This is a genomic window from Paenibacillus sp. FSL R7-277 (assembly GCF_000517965.1).
GTDB lineage: Bacteria > Bacillota > Bacilli > Paenibacillales > Paenibacillaceae > Paenibacillus_AQ > Paenibacillus_AQ silagei.
This window is the reverse complement of record NZ_ASPX01000034.1, coordinates 1-22,939: the sequence shown is the minus strand read 5'-3', so window position 1 is coordinate 22,939 and position 22,939 is coordinate 1. Positions and strand designations below refer to the sequence as shown.

The window sequence follows — 22,939 nt, the reverse complement described above, 5'->3', positions numbered from 1 at the left end:
ATTATAAATTACAAGCTGTTACATTGGCGGTCCCTGGGTCAGCAGAAGCCGGATCGCTTCCATACAGGCGACACCCTGAGGAATCAGGGCTGCCAGTGCCCGGTTGGCCTGGCCAGGCTTCAAACCGCTTATCACGGGCTCCAGGGCCTTCACTTCCCGTTCTAGCTGCTGCATCTGAAGCTCGAGCTGGACCAGCTTGCCGGAGACCTCAGCCTCAGGTGTGGCTGCATTCCACTTGCCCATCAGGGATTTGATTTCTTCCAATGTATATTTCTCTTGCTTAAGCTGATTAATACGTTGAAGAACGACTAAGGTTTCATGACTATAGAGCCGGTAATTCTTCATGCTCCTGGATTCCGGTGTAATCAGTCCAAGCTTCGTATAATAATCAATGGTACGTTCACTGATGCCGGCCGCCTTGGCCAGCTCTCCGATCCGGTAAAGGGTCATATCTCCAAGTTATCTCACCTCGCTATTTCCTGCGTAAAATAATCATATCAAATTGGAAACCGTACAGTCAAACGTGACGCTTACTTTAAAGTATATGCTGACTTTTCATAAAGATGCTGGGGAGGCAATCGAAGCGGGAATATTCCTTAGAGGAGAAGAATCCATGTAAAACATGACATGACGTGTTATATGATTGAGCGCCCAGCTCATCTGGAAATCATCAGGATCACGGTGAGCGGAGGGTACGGTTTGGTGTGATCAAGGGATAATAAAAGGCATGTTTACTAATAGACATTAATAAAAATACAGTATGAAACTTAGGAAAAAGCTCTGTTGACTGTATACGTTTGCATAACTGGTACGTAAGGAAGCGCGCTACTCGTGCCGGGTTACCGGTAATCATGCTCGGGAATAGTCCTTGAGTGAAGAAAAGCGCAGCTTCCAAAATTAAATTAAAGCATTCAAAAAAATAGTCTTGTCAATTTACCTGACTTCTGATTATAATGACATTAAGAGTTTCACGCTTTGTTAGAAAATATAACATTGGGGAGTGGGGTACACTATGAAAAAAAAGATGTTGATGATGTTCCTGGGTATGATTACACTAATGATCTATCCGGTCAGCGCCTTCGCGGCTGAGGGTCCAGCAGCACCGGATCTGCAGATTGGACTCGACACTGCATTTACGTTCCTGGCATTTATCCTTGTATTCTTCATGCAATCAGGATTCGCATTACTTGAGGCTGGTTCGGTCCGGATGAAGAATGCCGGTCACGTGGCCGGTAAGACGGTACTGACACTGGCGATTGCAAGCTTGTGCTTCTGGGCACTGGGCTTTGGCCTTGGCTTCGGTAACGGCAACAGCTTCTTCGGAACTACAGGCTTCTTCTACGGCGGAGATTCTACAGCCTCCGCATTTGAATCCCTGGCCTTCTCCGATGTTACACTAAATACGAAATTCCTGTTCCAAATGGCATTTGCGGCAGTCTCCCTGGCGATTGTATCCGGCGGTATGGCTGAACGTGCTAAGCTTAGCGTATATATTATCTTCGGAATTCTCTTCTCGGTTGTGATTTATCCGGTTGTAGCTCACTGGGTATGGGGCGGCGGCTGGCTGGCAGAGCTGAGCATGCAGGATTATGCAGGCTCTACAGTAGTCCATCTTACAGGGGCAACGGCGGCTGTAGTGGCGACCATTCTCCTCAAGCCCCGTCTTGGCAAATTCAACAAAGAAGGCAAGCCGGTTATTATTCCGGGTCATAACCAGGTCTTCACTGTACTTGGTGTTATCATTCTCTGGTTCGGCTGGTTCGGCTTCAACCCCGGCAGCGCGTTGTCCCCTATGGGCGGATTCTTCGGACACGTAGCGCTGACTACGAACATTGCAGCGGCGGCAGGCGGTCTGGCAGCACTGGCAGCTTCCTGGCTGTACTTCGGCAAATCCGATATTCCGGCCATGCTTAACGGCGTACTGGCAGCTCTGGTTGCCATCACCGGTGCCTGTGCCTTCGTAGAGCCTTGGGCAGCCATCATTATCGGTCTCATTGCCGGTGCCTTTACCTTCATGACCTCGCAGTGGCTGGAACGTGCAGGATTGGATGATCCGATCTATGCTTTCTCTGTACATGGTATCGCCGGTATGTGGGGGGCGTTGTCTACAGGCCTCTTCGCAGCACCTGATCTGATTGAACAAGGCGCACTTGTAGGTAAAGCAGGTCTGTTCTACGGCGGCGGCTTCCATCAGCTCGGTGTGCAGGCACTGGGTGTAGTCGGAACCTTCGTGTTCGTAGCTGTGATGTCCTTCGTCATCCTGTATGTAATGAAGATGGTTATGGGTATCCGTGTAACGGAAGAAGAAGAATTGATGGGTCTGGATATCAGTGAGCATGGTACGTACGGTTATCCTGAGCAAATGAAGCTGATTAGTGAATCAGAATCCAAAACCCTCAAACACTAATATTTATACTCAGGCAGGGAGGCGGACCGAGTGGCTTCGATGGAGGCAGCAGATTGGAACGAAGAAGAAAGTTACTTGTCCATCGTAACAGCCGGTTCGCCGGAGGAGCTTAAGGCGAGGCGTACCGCTTGTCAACAAGTGCTGCTGGAGCAGCTTGGCGTGATTCCCGTTCAGGTATGGATGCACCGGGTCAATGCGATGCATGACCAGCTTGCCGGGACGGCGGTACGCATATGTGAGGCGCAGATGAAGGAGGCGGGCTACGGCCTGCCTCCCTGCGCCTATTCCTTTATTGTATTCGGCAGTGCGGGCCGGCAGGAGGCTACGCTGTGGAGCGATCAGGATAACGGCTTAATTGTAGAGGAAGCGCTGGAGGGTGAGCGGAAAAGGTATTTCGAAGCTTTTGGCAGCATGCTGTCGGATGTGCTTGAGGCGATTGGCTATGAGAAATGCGAGGGCAGGGTCATGTGCTCTGAGCCGCTCTGGCGGAAGTCACTGGCAGACTGGAAGCGCCAGCTGTCTGACTGGATGGAGCAGCTCGAATGGGAGCCTGTCCGGTACCTGATTATAGCTTCGGATATGCGTCATGTAGCGGGAAGTGAGGCACTGTCTGCGCAGTGGCGGGAAGCCCTGCATGCCGGATTCACAGATAACAGCAAATTGACGATGGCGGTACTGCGCAATACGGTGCGCCATAAAGCGACGCTGAATCTGCTGGGGCAGGTGCTCACGGAACGGTTCGGTGATAATGCCGGCGGCTTCGATGTCAAATATGGCCTCTACATTCCGCTTGTCAATATTGTCAGGCATTTGTCGCTGCTGCACGGAATCGAAGCATCTTCGACATTGAAGCGGCTTGATGAGCTGGCTAAGCTGGAGCAGTATCAGCATCTGGAAGAGATCAGGCGCGCTTGTCTGACGGCGCTCAGGATGCGGGTGAACACGCCGTTTACGGTGACGGATGGCCTGCTCGTGAGCAGCGATTATTATGCCGAGTATGATCTGAAGAATAAGCAGCTCCGGGCGGAGCTGCGGGAAAGCCTGCTGCTGATCAGACGCCTGCATAAGGCGCTGCAGCGGCAGCTCCGGTCAGCGGAAAGGAGACAGCTATGAAGGAGCCGAGCAAGGGCGGAGGATTCTGGAATAATCTGCGGCAAGGCGGAATGCCCTCCGCCATCGCTTCCATGAGAGGCGGGGAATCGGCGCAGCAGACAGCCCAGCAAATGGCCTTTATCCGTTCTCTGATGCGCGAGAAACGGCGTCCCGAGGTGCTGCATACTCCGCTGTCTGAACTGGAGACGGTGATATTCGATCTGGAGACTACGGGCTTCTCCCACCAGGGCGGGGATGAGATTATGTCCATCGGGGCGATCCGGGTGGTCGGGGAAGAGATCAAGGCAGAGGAATGCTTCTATACACTGGTGAACTGCGGGGCAACGATTCCGGACAATATTACGAGACTGACCGGAATCTCAGCAGAGATGACCTCCTCTGCTCCGCCGCTGATGGACGGCTTGCATAACTTCATGTCCTTCGTCGGGCAGCGGGTGCTGGTGGCGCACGGAAGTGCCCATGATAAGGCGTTCCTGAATGCCGCCCTATGGAAGACCTCCAAGGTCCAGTTAACCCACCGGGTGCTGGATACGATGATGCTGGCCCGCTGGCTGGAGCCGCACCGCAGCAATTACACGCTGGATGAGCTGCTGGCGGTTCATGAGATTCCCATTGAGGGCCGCCATCATGCGCTGGAGGATGCCAAGATGACGGCGAAGCTGTGGGTAGCTTACATCCGCCAGATCTTACAAAAGAATCAGGTAGATACATTAGGCGACTTGTATGCCTATCTAAGCAGGACATGAGGGCTATTGTGTAAGACTAGCCGGATTGCAGTGCAAAGCGGGGACTAATTAAGGTATATCAGGAAGGCGGCGGGTCAGGCGCTACGTTGCGTATCGGCCTTAGGCCAATACACATGCCACCCGCTGCGGCAGCGCCAGCAGCTGTCCGCAGGTCTCCTGCGGCAGCCGGGCAGCAGAAGCTTCCCCAGCCTCTGCTGTACGGATGAGTCCGGTCTGAACAGCCGGGGGCTTCCCTGGGCCGCTGTCAGCTTTACCCCTCTCTCTTCATGGGATTTCGTCTTTGACGGAATCCTCTTTTTTATGTAAATTACGTTTGAAACTGGAGCAAGTGGGGGTACAATAGAGAAAAATCCTCCATGTAAAGGATCTGAACTCTATGAAAGCAGTCCATAAACGGAATGTAACGATTCTGGCCTTGATTGTTTTTCTGGCCGTTCTTGCCATAGAACATAAAGTGAAATCGGAGCCTAAGGCGGTTGCGGTCCTGCAGCAGACGGCGGAACCGGAGACTGGTGCATCTGCCGGACTCAAAGCGCCTCCTTTTACAGTGCAGGAAGGGGATAAGCAATATGGCGTCGACGGGGCAAGGGAGAAGCCGGTGATTCTTAACTTCTGGGCCTCCTGGTGCGATCCTTGCCGGCAGGAGGCTCCTGAGCTGAATAAGCTGGCTATGAAATACAGCAAGGTGCTGGATGTATACGGAATTAACGTGACCAGCCAGGATTACAAGCCTAATGCGGAACGCTTCGTCAAGAAGTACATGCTGACCTTTCCGGTAATGTATGATCTAAAGGGCCAGATCTTCGACAAGTATAACGGGGCGGTGTTCCCGACCAATGTATTGATTGATAAGAACGGAGTCATCAGCGAGATTATTCTGGGGGTCCTGAGCGCAGAGGAATTGGAGAAAAAGATTATTGCGCTGACTGGCTCTTAGCACCGGCGATCAGCCGCATAGTGAAAAGCCCTCCTGCGCGGAGAAAGTTCCGCAGCGGAGGGCTTTTTGGAGTGCATAGAGCGAAGCCAAGGAGGTCAGTGATTGACCAGACCTCTCGGTTCATTGCTGGTCTGGATGTCCTGCTCCAGTGAGATCTGTCCCAGAAGGGCATATCTCATAGAATCGACCAGGGCCTCCCAGCTCGCTTCGATCACATTGCTGGACACGCCTACCGTGTTCCAGGTGTCGCTATAGTCTTTGGATTCAATCAGCACGCGCACCTTCGCGGCAGTCTGGTCCTGTTCATCCAGCACACGTACCTTATAGTCGGAGAGGTGCATATCCTTAAGCTGAGGGAAGTAGGTCTGCAGCGCCTTGCGCAGTGCGTTATCCAGCGCGTTGACTGGTCCGTTGCCTTCGGCGGCGGTGTACAGGCTCTCGCCGCCGACCTTCAGCTTGACGAAGGCCTCGGAGACGACCGGGCGGCCGGCGGTCTTCTCAACCAGCATCTTGAACGACTCGAAGGTGAACAGCTCATTCATCTCGCCGGTCGCTTCCCGGAGCAGCAATTCAAGCGAAGCATCCGCGCCTTCGAACTGATACCCCTGGTGTTCAAGATTCTTGATCTTGTCAATCACCTTGCGCGCCTGCTCGCTGCTTGGATCAAGGCTGAGTCCCATCTCCTGCGCCTTGGACAGCACGTTGCTCTGTCCGGCAAGCTCGGAGACCAGAACACGCTGCTTATTGCCGACCAGCTCAGGGGCGATATGCTCGTACGTCCGTGAATCGCGCAAAATGGCAGATACGTGGATGCCGCCCTTGTGGGCGAATGCGGCTGTGCCGACATAAGGCTGATTCACCGGCATATTCACATTGGCAACCTCACTGATGAACCGGGCCGTGTTGGTTAACTGCGGCAGGGAATCGCCAGGGATGCAGTGATAGCCCATCTTAAGCTGAAGTGTTGGAATGATGGAACACAGATTGGCATTGCCGCAGCGCTCGCCATAGCCGTTAATGGTCCCCTGAACCTGCCGGGCACCGGCACCGATTGCGCTCAGGGTGTTGGCAACCGCAAGCTCACAATCGTTGTGTGTATGAATACCGAGCGATGCTTCCGGGAGCAGCACGCCGATGCTTGTCACAATATCATGAATCTCCTGCGGCAGGGTGCCGCCGTTCGTATCGCACATCACCAGCCAGTCTGCTCCTGCCTCGCGGGCACGGGTGAGAACAGCAGCGGCGTATTCAGGGTTGTTCTTGAAGCCGTCGAAGAAATGCTCTGCATCGAAGATGACCTCAAGCCCCTTACGCTTCAAATAGGAGATGGAGTCGAAGGTCATGGCCAGGTTCTCTTCCAGGGTGGTCTGCAGGGCAGTATGAACATGGAAATCCCACGATTTTCCTACCAGGGTAGCCGCCGGAACGCCAGCGTTAATTATCCGCTGCAGCCCCTCGTCCTGCTCGGTTACAGTGTTTTTACGCCGGGTGCTTCCGAATGCGGTAATCTTGGCATTCAGATGAAGCTCCTGGACTCTTTTGAAAAATTCGATGTCCTTGTTGTTGCTTCCCGGATTGCCGCCTTCGATATAATGGACACCCAGATCGTCGAGTTTCCTGGCAATCTTCAGCTTGTCATCCGCCGACAGACTGATCCCCTCGCCTTGTGTTCCGTCGCGCAGGGTAGTATCGAAGATGGAGATAGACTTAGACATGAGTGTCCTCCTAAAAAGTGTTATTAGCCTTCGCATAGGAAATTAATTTTTATATTATAGCATTTTTACGCGGGAAAGTAACAAAGAACTTTTCACCCCGCTGTCACAAGCGCCTCTCTGGCAAGTTGACCTTCCGCCGGGGTAGAGGTATGCTGACAATAACAATGGAACCCGGAAGATAAGAAGGTGGATGCCATGCAGAGTGTGGATCAATATTATCCGGCAAGCGGCAGGGTTATTCTGCATGTGGACATGAATGCCTTCTACTGCTCTGTGCATGAGGCGGAAGATCCGGAGCAATATAAAGGCAAGGCGACAGCGGTGGCGGGCAGCGTGGAGGCTAGAAGGGGAATTATCGTCACCTGCTCCTACGCCGCGCGCAGGCTGGGCATCTCCACGGGCATGCAGGTGCAGAGGGCGCTGCGGATTTGTCCGTCTTTAATGCTTATTAAGCCGGATTTTCATCTATACCGCAAGTACTCCAATGCATTCATGCAGATTGCCTACAGCTATACTCCGCTGCTCGAAGCCGTCTCCATAGACGAATGCTATCTCGATATCACCGGCTCCCGCCAATTTGGAACGCCGCCGGAGATTGCCGAGGCGCTGCAGCGGCGGATTATGGAGGAGCTGGGTCTGCCTTGCTCCATCGGGATTGCCCCCAACAAGCTGCTGGCGAAGATTGCTTCTGATCTGAAGAAGCCCAGCGGCATCTCCGTGCTGCGGCTGCGCGATGTACCGTCCGTGCTGTGGGACAAGCCGTGCAATGAGATGTTCGGCATTGGCGGCAAGACGGCCGAGAAGCTGCGCAAGCTGGGCATCTACAGCATCGGACAGCTGGCAGCCGCGGACGAGGCGATGCTGGTCGGCCATTTCGGTGTCATGGGCGCCTGGCTGAAGCGGGCGGGGAACGGGATTGATCACGGGATCGTGAATCCTGAGCGGGAGCAGAGCAAATCCATCGGCCATACAACCACGCTGCCGCATGATGTGGTAGGGCTGGCTGAGGCGCGCCCGATTCTGCTGAACCTGAGCGATCAGGTTGCGCGGAGGCTGAGGAAGCAGGGGCTGGTTGCAGCGGGGGTACAGCTGACGATCCGCACGCCGGATATGAAGACGATCACCCGCTCCCGGCAGCTTGAGGCTCCCACCGAGAGCGCCGAGGACATTTATAAGGTAGCATGCGACCAGTTCGCGCGCCACTGGAAGGGCGACAAGCCGGTGCGGCTGCTGGGGGTAACGCTCCAAGGGCTGATGCCCAAAGAGGAGTCGGCTATTCAGCTGGACCTGTTCGACTACGAGCGGCAGCCGAAGAAGGAGTCGCTTAATAAGGCGATGGACATGCTGCGTAACAAGTTCGGCGAGAATGCGGTGCTGACCGCAGGGATGCTGAGCGACAGCCACTCGGCGCGGCTGCGTAACCATAAGGAGCGGGGCACCTCGCTGCAGAAGGACAATCTGGGCGGCGCAGACAAGGAGATAGAGTGAATTAAGGCCCGGGATCAGCTGCTTGGAGCATCCCTGAGAATGAGGCAATAATGTCAACACATTGAAAATTCATTGAAATTGTATCCTATTTATATTAATATGAGAAAAATAACAGGCTGCGACTGCAGGCTGTATAGTTAAGCGGGAGGCAGAGAAAAAAATGGCTAAGTACACTTGGGTCGAGAAGGACACATGCATCGCTTGTGGTGCTTGTGGCGCGACGGCCCCTGATATTTTTGATTATGATGACGAAGGTTTGGCAGAAGTGATCTATGAGAACGACGGCAACCACGGTAATGTTGTGATTCCGGACGACTTGTTCGATGACCTGCAGGATTCAGCTGACGGATGCCCTACAGATTCCATTAAGATTGCAGATGCACCTTTCAACAAAGAGGGCTAAGCTTCTGCCGTCTCCATAAAAGACATCTCAGGACCGCGATAAATGCGGCTTGAGGTGTCTTTTTTTGCATTCCCTGCCGATATACAATAGAAGATACATACGAATACATAACCATACCACCAATAGTGGAGGCCAACATGAAGAATGCTCAGCATCTAAAAGCCTATGTACAGATGCATCCGGATAATAAGATGGCATGGTACTTGCTTGGTAAGGAATACTATAAGAACGGGCAGTATGGAAAAGCGAATTACTGCTATAATCAGGCCGGGGAAGTGTATGAGGCATTTGAACGCAGCAAGGTGCCCGCGGAAATGCTGCAGCAGTACGAGGAAGGGCTGCTGGAATCGGCCCGGGAACGGCAGACCGCGAGGCTCAGGAAGCGCCGGGTGCTGCTGGCTCTAATGCTGCTGCTGCTCATGCTTATTCCGGCTGCCGTCGCACCGGGGATTCTGCCGGACAGTAAGGGTGCAGCTGCCCCGGTCGAAGCGGTCTCAGCCGTGCTGCCGGAGACAGCCGCAGAGACGCAGGGAAGTCCGCAAGAACCGGCAAGTCTGGATTTCACGGCGGTAGCGGCGGATGCTGCTGCGGGGGGCGGGGGCCTGGCAGCCATCCTGAAGTCGGCGAAGACGCCTTCCGCCACCGCACTGCTCGGTATGAAGCGCTCGGGCAAATGGCTGCTGTGGAAGAAAGGGCTGCCGCTGGAGGCTACTCTTGCCAAGAGCGGAGAAGGGCGTATAGTCTATCAGTCCTATAATCCGGCAGCGTGCGCATGCCAGCCGCCGGATTCGGCGGAGCTTAAGCAGCAGGGGCTGGGCTGGCAGAAGCAGCAGGAGGAGCTGGCTGTGCTCTGGAGTGCGCTGCGTGCGTACAAGAGCAGCAAGGGAGCATATCCCGAAGCGGTGCAGGAATTAGTGAAGCCGTTCCCGGCGAACGTGCTGGGCGGCATCACCCCGCTGATGAAGGAAGCCTTCGCACCTCTGCGCAGAGCCGCACGGGGAGAGGCGCCGCTGTTCTCAGCATCACCGCAGCCGTCCGGCGGACAAGATGCAGGTATTCCGGGGCAAGAGCAGACGGGCGGCGGAGGTCCGGCGGAGGGGCCGGGGGAGAAGCTTTTTTTCAAAGAACCGCTTGCTATTATTGTAGATAAGCAAAACCACCGTCTGGCGGTCACCAGCGGCAATGTGATTTTACGGAATTATGCCGTAGGACTCGGCGGAGATAAGACCCCTGAAGGGGAGTTCTTCATTAAGGAAAAGGTCGTGAACCCGAACGGGCGCGATAACGGGGAGTTCGGCAGCCGCGGTATGCAGCTCTCGGACAGTAATTATGCGATTCACGGGACGAATGAGCCGGATAGCATCGGCAAGGATGAGTCGCTGGGGTGTATCCGGATGAGCCGGAAGGATGTGGAGGAATTGTTCGCCATGGTGCCGATGGGCACGAAGGTTCAAATCAGTCAAGGGGTTCTGCCTGAGGAGCTTGTCGTACCGGAGGAACGTTTCCCTTCGGATTCGCCCCGTAATCAGACCAACCCCCATAAAGTGTACCATTGGCTGAACTAATTCCCGACAAAGACAAATAAAACGGCGATAAGCGCAATCAGCAGTACCAGACTGGCGCTGATCCACAGAATGGCTTTGCGGTTCACTTCTTCTTTTTTCTGCTGGAGTGTGGGAGGCTTGCGTTTCGTTGACATTTGGTCACCCTTCTTTCTCTCTTAGTCTGTGATAACCCTTACATATGAGGATTGGTGGTGGTGCATGGAACTTGTACCCGCTCCTCTATTCTAGTCTGGATGAAAAGACAAGTCTAGCTGCAATCTCTTACGGTAGGGACTGGCTGGCGGAAGTCTTGGTCTATACAGAGGAATACCGGCTGGAGTATCATAAGGAAGGTTTTATGCTGGAGCGTGAAGAACACAGAAGCAGGAGAGAGGCTGTTTATTTATGATGCTGGGCAAGGAATCATCTGCGTACTGCGGACGGAATTGAAATTACGGGGAATCAGTGAGAATTGGCGGCGGCGTGAAGCAAGTGCGGCAGGGAGGGGACAATCGCTGCGGCAAAAAACTTTTCTTTTCCCCCGGAAACGGATAAAATTAAGAAGAAACCTATAGATACGGGAGTCGTTATGTCAATTGTGGTTCCCTTAAAGGAGCGAGAACGGTGCTGTATCGACATTTTGGTAAACCGATTTTCTTTAAAATGGACCCGGAGACGGCGCATCATCTCGTCATCGGCGGACTGAATAAAGCAGATCTGGTTCCCGGCGGGAGCGCGGCTATGCGCCTCATGTACGGGGTTCCTGAGACAGCTGACCTTGCGGTGGATCTGTTCGGGGTACATTTCCCGACCCCAGTGGGCTTAGCGGCAGGACTGGATAAGAATGCAGAAGCGGTAGGAGGATTCTCTTCGATCGGCTTCGGATTTATGGAGGTAGGCACGGTAACTCCGGTAGGCCAGCCCGGCAATGACAGTCCCCGGCTGTTCCGGCTGCTGCCCGACAAGGCGCTCATTAACCGGATGGGCTTCAATAATGAAGGCGCGGAGGCCATGGCTGAACGCCTCAAGAGGCTGAAGAAGCGCAGAATTCCGGTGGCGGTCAATATCGGACGCAACAAGGCCACCCCGAATGAATTGGCACATGAGGATTACCGCAAGTGTATCCGTACGCTGTATCCGTACGGTGATTTTTTTGTGGTCAATATCAGCTCGCCGAATACCCCGGATCTCCGGAGTCTTCAGCATGGCAGCGAGCTCTCGAACCTGCTTAGCGAGGTTAAGGAAGAGATGGAGCTGCAGCGGGCGAAGACGGGCGCCGCGAAGGGGCTGCTGGTCAAGATTGCTCCCGATGTCAGTGACGCTGAGCTGGAATATATGGTACATACCATCACGGAAGCCGGAATGGACGGTATCATTGCCACCAATACGACCCTCTCCCGTGAAGGGCTGCAGAGCGACAAAGCCTGTGAGACGGGCGGGCTGAGCGGCCAGCCGCTGCGCGAACGTTCTACAGAGATTATCCGCAGAATCTATAGCCAGACGGGCGGCAAGCTGCCGATTATCGGGTCGGGAGGGATTTTTACAGCCCAGGATGCTTACGATAAGATACGGGCAGGCGCCAGTCTGGTCGAAATTTATACAGCACTCATCTATGAAGGGCCGGAGGTTAACCGCAGAGTGCATGCCGGACTACGGCAGCTGCTGCGGCGGGACGGCTTCGAGAGGCTCCTTGATGCGGTAGGCGCTGATCATCACTGAAGGATGAATGGACAGGAGGACAAGGCGATGGACGTCAGGGACTGGGGAACTTTTCTGCTTCCTTATGAACAAACGGTGGAGGAATTGAAGGTTAAATTCAAGACGATGCGCTCTGAACTCAAGAAAAGGGAAGAATATACGCCGATTGAATTCGTTACCGGCCGTGTGAAGCGGCTGTCTAGCATACTTGAGAAGGCCAAACGGTTAAATGTAAAAATGGAGGATCTGGAAACGGGCATCGAGGATATCGCCGGCATTCGCATTATGTGCCAGTTCGTCGAGGATATCCGCAGAGTGGCGGAATACATCCGTGCCCGCAAGGATCTTGAAGTGTTATATGAGAAGGACTACATTACCAACTATAAGGAAAGCGGCTACCGCAGCTTCCATATGATCATCCGGTATCCGGTACAGACTGCGCTTGGTCAAAAGATTGTGCTGGCTGAAATCCAAATCCGTACACTGGCGATGAACTTCTGGGCAACCATTGAGCATTCGCTGAATTATAAATACCGGGAGAGCCTGCCCGATGAAATGCGGGTGCGCCTGAAGACGGCAGCAGAAGCGGCTTCCATTCTGGACAGCGAGATGTCGAGTATCCGGGAAGAGATTCTGGAAGCGCAGAAGACCTTCGAGGAGAACTCGAACATGACGACCCAACTGCTGAAGGCTATTCATCAGCTGTATTTCTATCATCTTGTGAATGAAGCGATTGAAAGCCAGGAACGGTTCAATGCGATCTGGCAGGCTCAGGATATGGATGCGATGAAGGAACTGCTGGACCATGTGCGCGAGCTGCTCTCGAATGCCAAGAAGGGCAGCGAGCCGGATGGCTTATGAGCCGTTGTATCTGGCCTACCTCATCTACTTCAACCGGGACAGGGATTATTTCGAATGTCATGAGGTGCTTGAGGAATTATGGCTGGAAAAGCAGCGTGATCCGTTATACAAAGCTCTGCTGCAGGTGGCAGTCGGGCTGTACCATTTCCGTAATGCCAATGTGCGCGGGGGCTTGATTCTGCTGAAGCAGTCTCATGAAGTACTGGGCAGATATCCGGCGGTGACGCTTGGTATTGATCTGGAGAAGCTGGTCCGGGAAGCGGGAGCGTATGTTGCCCGTCTGGAAGCTTACGAAGATCAGCCCTTTGATTATTATGATCTCACCATCTGCATCGTAGATCCCGTGCTGAAGGAAGAGGTCAGGCTGGCGGCAGAGTCCATTCAGCCTGTGGTGCCCCAGCGGCGCGGGCCGCAGCAGCCGGACAGACCGAGGAACAGGCCGGATGGCGCTTGACCATAGTAAGGCTACAACAGGAGCACCCGCAGGGGTGTTCCTGATTATTTGAGCGGGAGGAAGGCATCATGACGGCACAACTGCCCGGAGCTTTCGCGCAGCGTATGAAAGAGCTGCTGGGACCGGAATATGAGCAATTTACAGATACCTATCAGCAGTCACCCTACGGGGGAATCCGTGTCAATACACTGAAAATAACGGTGGACGGGCTGCGGGGGCGTTCCCCCTTCACCCTGGAGCCGATTGCCTGGTGCCCTTCGGGCTTCTATACCGGAGAGGGAGCCAGACCCGGCAAACATCCCTATTATCATGCCGGGCTGTACTACATTCAGGAGCCGAGTGCCATGGCCCCGGTTGAACTGCTGGACGTTCAGCCGGGGGACCGTGTGCTCGATCTGTGCGCAGCCCCGGGCGGTAAATCTACCCAGATTGCCGCCAAGCTGCAAGGAGAAGGCCTGCTGGTCTCGAATGACCTGCATCCTGAACGGACGAAGGCACTGGCCAAGAATCTGGAACTGTACGGGGTACGGAACGGTATTGTCCTGAATGAGCGCCCGGAGCGGATTGCGGCGGCCTTTCCCCGCTTCTTCGACCGGATTCTGATCGACGCGCCGTGTTCGGGTGAAGGCATGTTCCGCAAGGACGAGGATATGGTCAGACAGTGGGAGCCGGGAACCCCGGACAAATATGCGGAGATGCAGCGGGAGATTCTGCAGGCCGCAGCTTCAGCGCTAAAGCCCGGCGGTACTATGGTGTACTCCACCTGCACGTTCGCTCTGGAGGAGAACGAGGAGATGATTGCCGGATTCCTGTCCGGGCATCCGCAGTTCTCGCTGGTTCCCGTAGGCGGAACCGGCCCGTTCGCTGCCGGACTCGGCCCATTGCCGGGTGCGGCGCGGCTGTGGCCGCATAAGGTCAAGGGGGAAGGGCATTTCATGGCTGTATTGCGCCATGACGGAAGTGGCGGACCTGCGAGCGAGGCATTTGAGGCCGGGGCAGCAGAGAATGGAGCTACGGTGGCAGACACTTTAGAGAAGGTAAAAGCACGAAATGATAAGAGAGAGAGAAGTCTGTCTGCCGCGCCCCGGAGCAAGGCTGCGAAAACAGACTTTCACAGTAAGGCAGTTCCCGGCAGGGCAGATCAAGGCCGGGGCGGCAAGGGAGGACGCGGATCTGGACACGGCTCCGGCTCTGGTAGAGCCGGAACGGGTCCAGGTCCGCAGTCACAGCGAACTGGCGGTGAAGCGCTAGGGTTCGCGGTCTATGCGGACTTTATTCAAGAGCTGCTGGGGACACAGCCGCCCGGACATGCCATATGGTTCGGCGATCATCTATATCTCTCCCCGTTGCCGCGTGAAGCGCTGGACGGTCTGAAGACGGTTCGGCCGGGCTGGTATGTGGGGCAGATCAAGAGCGGCAGATTTATTCCCGGTCATCCGCTCGCTACAGCACTGCGTCCTGAGGAATGCAGCCGCTCGGTATCGCTATCCAGCACCAGCGGGGAAGCGGTGTCCTATCTGAAGGGGGAGACCCTGTCGATCCCCGCAGAGCGTCTGTCCGTTAAGGAAGGACATGCTTACAAAGGCTATACCCTCGTCTGCATCGACGGCTTCAGCGCAGGCTGGGGCAAATGGCAGGACGGGCTGCTGAAGAACGAATATCCCGCAGGCTGGAGGTGGACTTAGAGTATGGCTACAGGAGAAAATGCAAATAAGAAGCAACGGATTGACAAGGTGCTGTCCCACATGGGGATCGGCTCGCGCAGCGATATCCGCAAGCAGGCCAAGCAGGGCCTGATCACAGTAAATGGAGCTGTCGTCAAAGACAGCGGGTTCCATGTAGACCCGCAGCAGGACCGCATAGAGGTTGGCGGGGAGCCGGTCCTCTACCGGGAATTCATCTATCTGATGATGAATAAACCCCCGGGCGTGTTATCCGCCACCGAGGATAAACGGGACCGCACGGTTCTGGACCTGCTGAAGCAGGAGCATGCGCTGTTCGAGCCTTTCCCGGTCGGGCGGCTGGATAAGGATACCGTGGGTCTGCTGCTGCTTACCAATGACGGCAAGCTGGCACATGAACTGCTGTCCCCGCGTAAGCATGTCCCCAAGACCTACGAGGCCACCGTCGAGGGTGAGGTCGATGCGGCGGATGTGGCTGCTTTTGCCGAGGGTGTTACGCTTGAGGATGGTTATGTGACCCTGCCCGCGCAGCTTAGCATTCTGAGCAGAGAACGGGGCAGCCGCGTGCTGTCGTATATCTCACTCACCATTACAGAAGGCAAATTCCATCAGGTGAAGCGGATGTTCATAGCTGTCGGGAAGAAGGTAGTGTTCCTGAAGCGGGTGTCGATGGGCGAATTGAAGCTGGACGAGACTCTGCCCGAGGGAGCTTGCCGGGAGCTCACGGCCCGTGAGCTGGAGCTGCTGAAGCGTTAGATGATACACCTCTGACAGCCTGATAGCCTAACTGCCTGACTGCCGGTAACGGACTCAACTGCGCTTATTTCGGCAAAAAGGCTGATTTTCACCTGTTCACGGACTCCACGGCCTTTATTGGCAGCTATTTGGCGTAATTTCAACCACTGGTGAGGAGATAAGTACACTCGGGTCCGTTAGACGCTTAAAATAACCGTTTGTGCCGAATTAGCGTCTTTGGAGTCCGTTAAACGGAAACTTAGTTTATAGGGATTAGGTACGCCGGGAGCAGCTTGATCTCAATGAGCTTCCAATGAATGGTGAAGCAGGAAAATGCCTGGCGGTATACTATACAGAGATAGGATGATGGGGTATGAAATACAAACTGATTGCACTGGATGTAGACGGAACACTGCTGAATGATGATCATCAGCTCAGCGAAGAGAACAAAGCGGCGGTTGCTGAGGTCACGCGTCAGGGCGGGCAGATTGTACTATGCACAGGGCGCAGTCCGCAGAATTCGATTCCTTTTATGGAGGAGATGGGCTTGTCGGGGTATGTGCTGGGCCATAACGGAGCGGCTACGGTGAGTGTCAAGGACCGTAAGGTACTGCACCAGTACGGGCTGGACGCCAGAGGGCTGGACCCGTATATCGCCTATTGCCGCGAGCGTGATATCCATTTTGATGTGAATACGGCATTTGAGATGTATGTGGATAATGTGGAGAACCTGACGAAGGAAGCCCACTTTATGTATGAGCATTTCCGGATTATGCCTGCATCCCTTCCAGCCTGGGAGGAGTTCCGCGAACCGATTGTCAAATTCACTGTGTTCACACAGTCCGATATTCTGGATGAAGCGCAGCGGGAGTGGGCTACTTGGGGAGAGCAATACAATATTCTGCGCAGCGGAGAGTTCTTCGTTGATCTCATGCACCCGGAATCCTCCAAAGGCAATGCCCTGAAGCATCTGGCAGCTGAGCTTGGCATTCCGCAAGAGCAGGTGCTGTCGATCGGCAACTATTATAATGATATCTCCATGCTGACGTATGCCGGTCTGGGCGTGGCGATGGATAACTCTCCGGTAGAGGTCAAAGCAGCCGCAGATGTGATCACCGGTACCAATAATGCCAACGGTGTGCGCGATGCGCTGGTGAAATATTGTTTGTAAAAACACTAACTATTTATGGAGCATATGATTGATTTGGCTCTTACTGATCCACTGCGTTCGTAGCGAAAAAACAGGATAAGTGTATTCTGTGCAACTAGAAACAGTGAAACGGAAGTCCTCCCTCTTCTAATTGTAGTCTGTACAACTAAATTTGCCCTAAAGGGCGAAAATCCAGGTATGGAGGACTTTTAGTTGTACGAAATACAGCTAAACTGAGATTTGGCGGCATATCAGACGATTTAGTTGTATGAATTACAATTAAGCCTACCCCTTGCACCCTAATCAAGGCGCGGTAAACCCTCTGCAAGCAATATTTGTTGAATAGTGATGAAAAAGCAGCCTGCCCCCTTAAAGGGGGCGGGCTGCTTGAGGTCCGTGTGCTGTGCTGCTTATAGCGGAATTAGACGAACAACGAACGGGAAATGATTACGAGCAATATGAAGAGTACCAAGATCGCACCGGTCGAAGTGAAGCCTACACCTGCACCCATGTCTGATTCCTCCCTTGATTCATGTCTGTTCCCACTTGCCGCCTTAATTAAGTCCTGCGGACTGCCATGGGATAATGACATCATATGCGTAGGGAGGCTTCATGAACTGGTCAACTGCCTAAACCTCGTCAAGATGGGCTTTTAGAATCCGCAGACCCTTGGGCAAATGATTCTTGAGCTGGCCGGAGCTGGCTTTGCCCCAGCCTACAGGCAAGCCGTCTACGGTTACCAGCGTCCAGCCATGCAGGCTTGGCGGAACCGGCAGACTCTCGCCGCGCAGCCAGGCCTGAATCTCCGTGCCGTCCGCAGGCATATCATAGCTGCGCGCCGCCTGATCCGGCCGGAGTGCCATAGCCAGAGCGTGGGCGGGCTCGATCCGGTTTTTCTTAAGATGGGCAATATGCAGTCCGGCACGCGGCACCTTGAGCCCGTCCAGTATCCCGGTGTGCAGCCGCCCACTGAATGCCTCAGGCAGCAGATACAGGGATTCGCCGAAGAGAAGCGGGACGCCGCGATCGGCGAATCCGGGAAGCTCTGCCGCCGCCCAGCTCATGAACTGTTGATAGGCCTCCCTAAGCGTAGCACTTGTCTTCGGACCGTCACTGCCGCGTTCACCGCGCTTGCCCCGGCTCTTGCGCGGAGCGGAATCCGCCGGGTCTGCTGAAGCCGCCTTGTGCAGCAAGGCCACGAAATGCCCTTCGCCCCGCTCCAGATGCGGCCACAGCCGCTTCGTAACGATCAGCTCCATATCGGGATAGGTCTGCACGAAGCGCTCCATCGTCTCCTCATTCTCCTGGCGGTTGAAGGTACAGGTCGAATAGACCATATGGCCGCCAGGCTTCAGCATCAGATACGCATCCTGCAGAATATCCCACTGTCTGGCTACACAGATCTCCACATGCTTCGGGGACCATTCGTCTATCGCCGCAGGGTCTTTGCGGAACATTCCTTCACCGGAGCAAGGCGCGTCCAGCATAATGCGGTCGAACACCTCAGGGAATCTTTTGGAGAGATCACCAGGGGCTGCGGAGGTAACCAGCGTGTTGCTTATACCGAGCCGCTCGACGTTTTCGGCCAGGATTTTGGCCCGCTCCGGGTGAATTTCATTGGAGATGAGCAGCCCTTCCCCTTGCATCAGTGCGGCGATATGGGTGGTTTTGCCGCCGGGAGCAGCCGCGAGGTCGAGAACGATCTCTCCGGGAAGCGGCTTAAGCAGCTCGGCTGCGGACATTGCGGAGGGCTCCTGAATATAATATAGTCCGGCGGTATGATACGGATGTCTCCCCGGGCGAGCGGGGTCTTCGTAATAGAAGCCTGACGGACACCATGTTACCTGTGACAGGCCGAATTGTGAGATTGCCTGCTCCGCTGCGGTGCGGCCGGAAGGTACACTGCTTTTTAAAGTATTGAACCGCAGACCCTGGGTCCGCGCAGCAAGATAGCTCTTCAGAAAAGCGTCCGCCGAATCCCCCAGCATCTCTCTAATATTGGCGGTGTAAGCGGCAGGCAGTCGTTCTTCATTCATAAATCACTCTCCTCTAGTCCAAGTTCAAGATAAGTAAAGCTGTCATCTTAGTTGCTGTTTCTGGTGGATACCGATAAAATTAAGATATGGAACCTTAGCGTGCCTATACCTGTAGCAGTACCCGAAATTGTAATTGTACATATACACAACTATATCATAATTGCCGGGCTTCACCGTAAATAGGGCAATTGTAAAGGGAGATGTACCTATATGAACTTGCTGCAAGCGCTATTCTTCCCGCCGGAGCAGCCCGGTGGTGTATCTTCTATGATCCCTTATCTGCAGGAACGCTTCCGGTCCAGCCGCTGGGAGATGGATTTGTTCTGGCTGCCCAAGCGCATCCGGGGCAAGGGGCGCGAAGACATCGTCTTCGAGACCTTCGACTGGACACTGTACGGCGAAAGTCAGGTTGTGCAAAAATACATTCAGACCTACCGGGATTACATCTGGTGGACCAAGCTGCGTATGAGCAAAAATTATGATCTGATCCATGCCCATCATCCGATTGCAGGGCTGGCGATGAAGAGAATTTATCCTGATGTTCCCTTGATTCAGACGCTGCACTCCAGCTATGAGCGTGAATTGATTCTGAACGGGTTGATCCGGGAGGGGGGGCTTGAGCATCAGTTCCTGGTCGCGATTTACCGGGAGCTGGAGCAGGTGAGTGACCGGCTGATGACGGTTTCGCGTGCTTTTGCCGATTATGTGACTCCTTATATTGACCAGCCTGACAGCATTGGAGTCATTCCCAACGGATTCGATGAGAAGCGGTTCAAGCCTGTCCCGCATGAGAATGACATTCCGCAGCTGGTCACAGTTACCCGTCTCGTACCGGCCAAAGGCATAGATATTCTGTTCAAGGCCTGTGCCGAGCTGAAGAAGCGGGGGCATGAATATGTGCTGCATATCATCGGGGACGGACCGAGCCGGGCGGAGCTGGAGCAGCTTGCGCAGAAGCTGGGCATCTATAATGAGACTATTTTTTACGGCTATACGCTGCATCCTGAGGAATTCATGCCGTTCTTCGATATCTTCGTATTGCCTTCGCGGGCGGAGGCGTTCGGTTCGGTGTTTGCCGAGGCTGCGCTGAGCTGTCTGGCGCTGGTCGGGACGAATGTGGGCGGTATTCCCGAGCAGATTGAGGACGGGGTGAACGGGCTGCTGGTGAATCCGGATGATGAGCTGGGACTGGCAGATGCCCTGGAAAAAGTAATCACGGACCCCGGCTACCGCTATGAGCTGTCGCGTTCGGCCTGGGATAAAGCAAAGAGCCTCTACTCCCTGACCCGTGTAGCCAATGAGCTGAAGAAAACCTATCTGCAGTTCCAGCCGGGAATGAAGGGGTGAGGCTATGATTCCTTTTCGTTTCCTGCATGCGGCGGATCTGCATCTGGACAGCCGGTTCGCCGGTCTGTCCCATCTCCCCCAGGATATCCGCTCCTATCTCCGGGAGTCTACCTTCGCCGCCCTCGGGCGGCTTGTTGGCGTAGCCACTCTGCAAAAGGTGGATTTCGTGGTCATTAGCGGCGACGTCTACGATGTCGCGGATGCCTCGCTTCAGGGGCAGCTCCGGTTCCGGGAGGCCCTGGAGGAACTTGGACGCCACGGGATTCAGGTATTCCTGATCCATGGTAACCATGATCCGCTGGACGGCCCGCGCCTTAGCTCGGCACCGCCTGCCCATGTTACGGTATTCGGCGGCAGTGAGCCGGAGCGCGTTACCGCCCGCCGCCGGGAAGACGGGCGGGAGGTAGCTGTGATCAGCGGCATCTCCTACCCGACCTCCAAAGTAACAGAGAATACAGCTCTGCGCTTCAGCCGACAGCCGGGCAGCAGCCTGTTCCATATCGCCCTGCTGCATGGCAATGTGGACGGAGATCTGCAGCATGAGACATACTCCCCGTGCACCCGGAAGGATCTGATCGGCAGGGGCTATGACTATTGGGCGCTGGGGCATATTCATAAGCGGAGTATTCTGCATGAGCATCCACCTATCGTCTATCCGGGCAATATTCAAGGAAGAAGCATTAAGGAGACCGGGCCCAAGGGCTGCTATACGGTTGATGTCAGTGCAGAAGGGGGAGTCCGGCTGGATTTCCATGAACTGGACAGTGTGCGCTGGCAGGTCCGCGAGCTCTCTATAGATGGGCTCACTGACGAGGCCGAGTGGACCCTCGCTGTAGAGAATGCAGTGGAGGATATCCGCAGCGAGACCCCGCAGATGATGTCTGTGGTCAGGTTCCGTCTGACGGGGCGGGGCGATATACATAAGGTGCTGGCTGAGAAGGGGGCGGCCGATGATCTGCTCACCGAGCTGCAGCGGCGGGAAACGGTGCGCGCGGTGCGCAAGGAATATGCGGGCTTGGTCTGGACGGAAGGCTTCTCCATCGAAACGGGACTTGCGGTTGACCGTGAGCACTTGCTTCTGGAGGACAGCTTCCTGGGTGAAATGCTGCGGCTTGCCGGGCGCAGTAGCGGGAATGCCGCAGAATTGGACGAGCTGGTCGCTACTGCGCTGAGACCGATGATGGAGAATCAGGAGCTGCGCAGACTGCTATTATCCGTAGGCGCCGAAGAGAAGCAGGAATGGCTGAGAGGTGCAGCAGAGCTGGGAATCACATTGCTGAGCGGACTGGAAGAGTCCGGCGGGACGCCGCTGAATGCTGCGGAAGAAGGCAAGGCGTATTCTGCTGGGGATGCAGGAGATGGCGATGGACAGCAAGGCCGGGAGGTAGAGGAATGAAGATCGATTCATTGCGGATAGACGGCTACGGAAGGCTGGCTCAGCGGGAGATCGGACTGAATGAAGGGGTCACGGTTCTGTTCGGACGCAACGAGGCGGGTAAAAGCACGACCCTGCAGTTCATCCGTGCTATGCTGTACGGCATCCCCGGCCGGGGGAATCCGGCTGAACGGTACGAGCCGCTGCAAGGGGGAACGCACGGCGGGGTGCTCGAAGCAAGGGATGAGTCCGGCGCATTATGGACTATCCGCAGGTATGCATCCGGCGGCGCGGGGCCGGGCAGAGCAGAGAAGCTGCATATTGCACTCAGCCATCCGGATGGCCGTACGGAGGAGCTGAGTCAGGCGGAGCTGGAGCGGCGTCTGCTTGGCGGCATCTCCCGGAGTATGTTCCGCCAGCTGTTCGCTGTCTCGCTTGACGAGCTGCAGGAGCTGGGTGCCTTGCAGTCCGGGGAAATGAGCAGCTACCTGTTCCATGCCGGGATGGGCGGCGGCGGAGAGATTATGCGGGCAGAGAAGCGTCTGGTTCAGGAGGCCGAGAAGCTCTACAAGCCGCGCGGCAAGGTCCAGGAGGCGGCCAGGATTCTGCAGTCTATCGGGAAGCTGGAGCAGGAGGTAGCGGAGAGCCGCTCCTATCTGCCGAGATATAACGGGAACACCCTGGCTCTGGAAGCTGCGGAGCAGCAGCTGGAGCAGATGAAGCTGGACCGCGAGCTCGCTGGAGCAAGGCTGATGAAGCTGCGTAAGGCGCAGGACATCCGGGAGCTGTGGCTGAAATGGAGCGAAGGCCGGCTGGAGCTGGAGGAGCTTCCCGTGATCGCGTCGTTCCCGGATAACGGGGCGGAGCGCTGGAGGTCACTTACAGCCGATCTGCGCAGCTTTCAGGGCGCCGCGTTCCGGCTGGAGCGGCTGACGGCGGAGCTGACCGCAGAGCTTGCGGCGAATCCTCCTGATCCTCTGCTTGCGGAGCAGGGGCCTGAGCTCGAAGCGCTGGACCGCAGCCGCAGCAGCTATGAGGACAAGCGGGCGGAGCAGCAGCGGCTTACCGCGGAGCTGACGTCTCTGCGGGAGCAGCTGGAACGCCTGCTGCGCAGCATTGGCGCAGGCTGGGATCCCGCAGAGCTTGCGGGCTTCACCCCCGCCGCCGCGGACCGGGAGGCCGCGCGGCGTTATGCCGCCTCATTTGCCGGGTATGACCGGCAAATGGAGACCCGGGGCGCGGAGCTGC

The 22,939-nt window shown here is 55.4% G+C and carries 21 protein-coding genes; 16 read left to right on the top strand and 5 right to left on the bottom strand.

Going from position 1 to position 22,939, the window contains the following annotated elements:
* Positions 1–18 precede the first annotated feature (18 nt).
* Positions 19–450 (bottom strand): MerR family transcriptional regulator, encoded by a 432-nt coding sequence (locus C173_RS12335; RefSeq protein WP_036725200.1) that lies wholly within the window; start codon positions 448–450, stop codon positions 19–21.
* Between the two features lie 562 nt (positions 451–1,012).
* On the opposite strand from C173_RS12335, the gene C173_RS12330 reads away from it, so the two are divergent.
* The 4 genes from C173_RS12330 (at position 1,013) to C173_RS12315 (ending at position 5,203) form a co-directional block, all read left to right on the top strand.
* A complete protein-coding gene (locus C173_RS12330; protein WP_036725199.1) occupies positions 1,013–2,407 on the top strand; it encodes an ammonium transporter in 1,395 nt (464 codons plus the stop codon).
* A 39-nt stretch (positions 2,408–2,446) separates the two neighbouring features.
* Positions 2,447–3,520 carry a DUF294 nucleotidyltransferase-like domain-containing protein gene (locus C173_RS12325; RefSeq protein WP_036725480.1) on the top strand — a complete coding sequence of 358 codons (1,074 nt, stop codon included), beginning with the start codon at positions 2,447–2,449 and terminating at the stop codon, positions 3,518–3,520.
* Complete coding sequence (locus C173_RS12320; RefSeq protein ID WP_036725197.1) at positions 3,517–4,266, top strand: exonuclease domain-containing protein; 750 nt, start codon at positions 3,517–3,519, stop codon at positions 4,264–4,266. The genes C173_RS12325 and C173_RS12320 overlap by 4 nt, the downstream gene beginning before the upstream one ends.
* Before the next feature lie 376 nt (positions 4,267–4,642).
* Positions 4,643–5,203 carry a TlpA family protein disulfide reductase gene (locus tag C173_RS12315; protein ID WP_036725194.1) on the top strand — a complete coding sequence of 187 codons (561 nt, stop codon included), beginning with the start codon at positions 4,643–4,645 and terminating at the stop codon, positions 5,201–5,203.
* A 95-nt stretch (positions 5,204–5,298) separates the two neighbouring features.
* On the opposite strand, the gene cimA is transcribed toward C173_RS12315, so the two are convergent.
* Positions 5,299–6,918, bottom strand: coding sequence for a citramalate synthase (cimA, locus tag C173_RS12310; protein ID WP_036725192.1), 1,620 nt, complete (start codon positions 6,916–6,918; stop codon positions 5,299–5,301).
* A gap of 195 nt (positions 6,919–7,113) precedes the next feature.
* Between cimA and C173_RS12305 the strand changes: the two genes are divergently transcribed.
* The 3 genes from C173_RS12305 (at position 7,114) to C173_RS12295 (ending at position 10,374) form a co-directional block, all read left to right on the top strand.
* Entirely contained in the window at positions 7,114–8,406 is a 1,293-nt protein-coding gene (locus C173_RS12305) for a DNA polymerase IV (protein WP_036725190.1), read from the top strand.
* A 160-nt stretch (positions 8,407–8,566) separates the two neighbouring features.
* The gene (locus C173_RS12300) at positions 8,567–8,809 is read left to right on the top strand and encodes a ferredoxin (RefSeq protein ID WP_036702186.1); all 243 of its coding nucleotides are present in this window, start codon (positions 8,567–8,569) and stop codon (positions 8,807–8,809) included.
* A 137-nt stretch (positions 8,810–8,946) separates the two neighbouring features.
* Positions 8,947–10,374 (top strand): L,D-transpeptidase family protein, encoded by a 1,428-nt coding sequence (locus C173_RS12295; RefSeq protein ID WP_036725188.1) that lies wholly within the window; start codon positions 8,947–8,949, stop codon positions 10,372–10,374.
* On the opposite strand, the gene C173_RS34655 is transcribed toward C173_RS12295, so the two are convergent.
* Positions 10,371–10,508: a hypothetical protein gene (locus C173_RS34655; protein WP_200869536.1), complete on the bottom strand. Its 138-nt coding sequence runs from the start codon at positions 10,506–10,508 to the stop codon at positions 10,371–10,373. The two genes, C173_RS12295 and C173_RS34655, sit on opposite strands and share 4 nt — an antisense overlap.
* A 469-nt stretch (positions 10,509–10,977) precedes the next feature.
* Between C173_RS34655 and C173_RS12285 the strand changes: the two genes are divergently transcribed.
* The 6 genes from C173_RS12285 (at position 10,978) to C173_RS12260 (ending at position 16,954) form a co-directional block, all read left to right on the top strand.
* Positions 10,978–12,072 carry a quinone-dependent dihydroorotate dehydrogenase gene (locus C173_RS12285; protein WP_036725185.1) on the top strand — a complete coding sequence of 365 codons (1,095 nt, stop codon included), beginning with the start codon at positions 10,978–10,980 and terminating at the stop codon, positions 12,070–12,072.
* 27 nt (positions 12,073–12,099) lie between these two features.
* Positions 12,100–12,912, top strand: a complete 813-nt coding sequence (locus tag C173_RS12280; RefSeq protein WP_036725183.1) for a GTP pyrophosphokinase — start codon at positions 12,100–12,102, stop codon at positions 12,910–12,912.
* On the top strand, positions 12,878–13,366 hold the full coding sequence (locus tag C173_RS12275) for a DUF309 domain-containing protein (protein WP_327196449.1): 489 nt from the start codon (positions 12,878–12,880) through the stop codon (positions 13,364–13,366). Before C173_RS12280 ends, C173_RS12275 begins: the two co-directional genes overlap by 35 nt.
* Positions 13,367–13,434: 68 nt before the next feature.
* The gene (locus C173_RS12270; protein ID WP_036725178.1) at positions 13,435–15,051 is read left to right on the top strand and encodes an RsmB/NOP family class I SAM-dependent RNA methyltransferase; all 1,617 of its coding nucleotides are present in this window, start codon (positions 13,435–13,437) and stop codon (positions 15,049–15,051) included.
* Positions 15,052–15,054: 3 nt separating this feature from the next.
* Positions 15,055–15,804 carry a pseudouridine synthase gene (locus tag C173_RS12265; protein ID WP_036725177.1) on the top strand — a complete coding sequence of 250 codons (750 nt, stop codon included), beginning with the start codon at positions 15,055–15,057 and terminating at the stop codon, positions 15,802–15,804.
* A gap of 352 nt (positions 15,805–16,156) precedes the next feature.
* Positions 16,157–16,954, top strand: coding sequence for a Cof-type HAD-IIB family hydrolase (locus C173_RS12260; RefSeq protein ID WP_036725175.1), 798 nt, complete (start codon positions 16,157–16,159; stop codon positions 16,952–16,954).
* 400 nt (positions 16,955–17,354) lie between these two features.
* Here the strand turns inward: C173_RS12260 and C173_RS34215 are convergent, their stop codons facing one another.
* Positions 17,355–17,444 (bottom strand): sporulation protein YjcZ, encoded by a 90-nt coding sequence (locus C173_RS34215; RefSeq protein ID WP_143803672.1) that lies wholly within the window; start codon positions 17,442–17,444, stop codon positions 17,355–17,357.
* A 118-nt stretch (positions 17,445–17,562) separates the two neighbouring features.
* The gene (locus C173_RS12255) at positions 17,563–18,969 is read right to left on the bottom strand and encodes an RsmB/NOP family class I SAM-dependent RNA methyltransferase (RefSeq protein WP_036725173.1); all 1,407 of its coding nucleotides are present in this window, start codon (positions 18,967–18,969) and stop codon (positions 17,563–17,565) included.
* A gap of 210 nt (positions 18,970–19,179) precedes the next feature.
* Between C173_RS12255 and C173_RS12250 the strand changes: the two genes are divergently transcribed.
* The 3 genes from C173_RS12250 to C173_RS12240 form a co-directional block, all read left to right on the top strand.
* Positions 19,180–20,316: a glycosyltransferase family 4 protein gene (locus tag C173_RS12250; RefSeq protein WP_036725171.1), complete on the top strand. Its 1,137-nt coding sequence runs from the start codon at positions 19,180–19,182 to the stop codon at positions 20,314–20,316.
* 4 nt (positions 20,317–20,320) lie between these two features.
* Positions 20,321–21,712: a metallophosphoesterase family protein gene (locus tag C173_RS12245; RefSeq protein ID WP_051478003.1), complete on the top strand. Its 1,392-nt coding sequence runs from the start codon at positions 20,321–20,323 to the stop codon at positions 21,710–21,712.
* On the top strand, positions 21,709–22,939 hold a 1,231-nt coding region (locus C173_RS12240; RefSeq protein ID WP_036725169.1), incomplete at its 3' end, for an AAA family ATPase. The genes C173_RS12245 and C173_RS12240, both read left to right, overlap by 4 nt.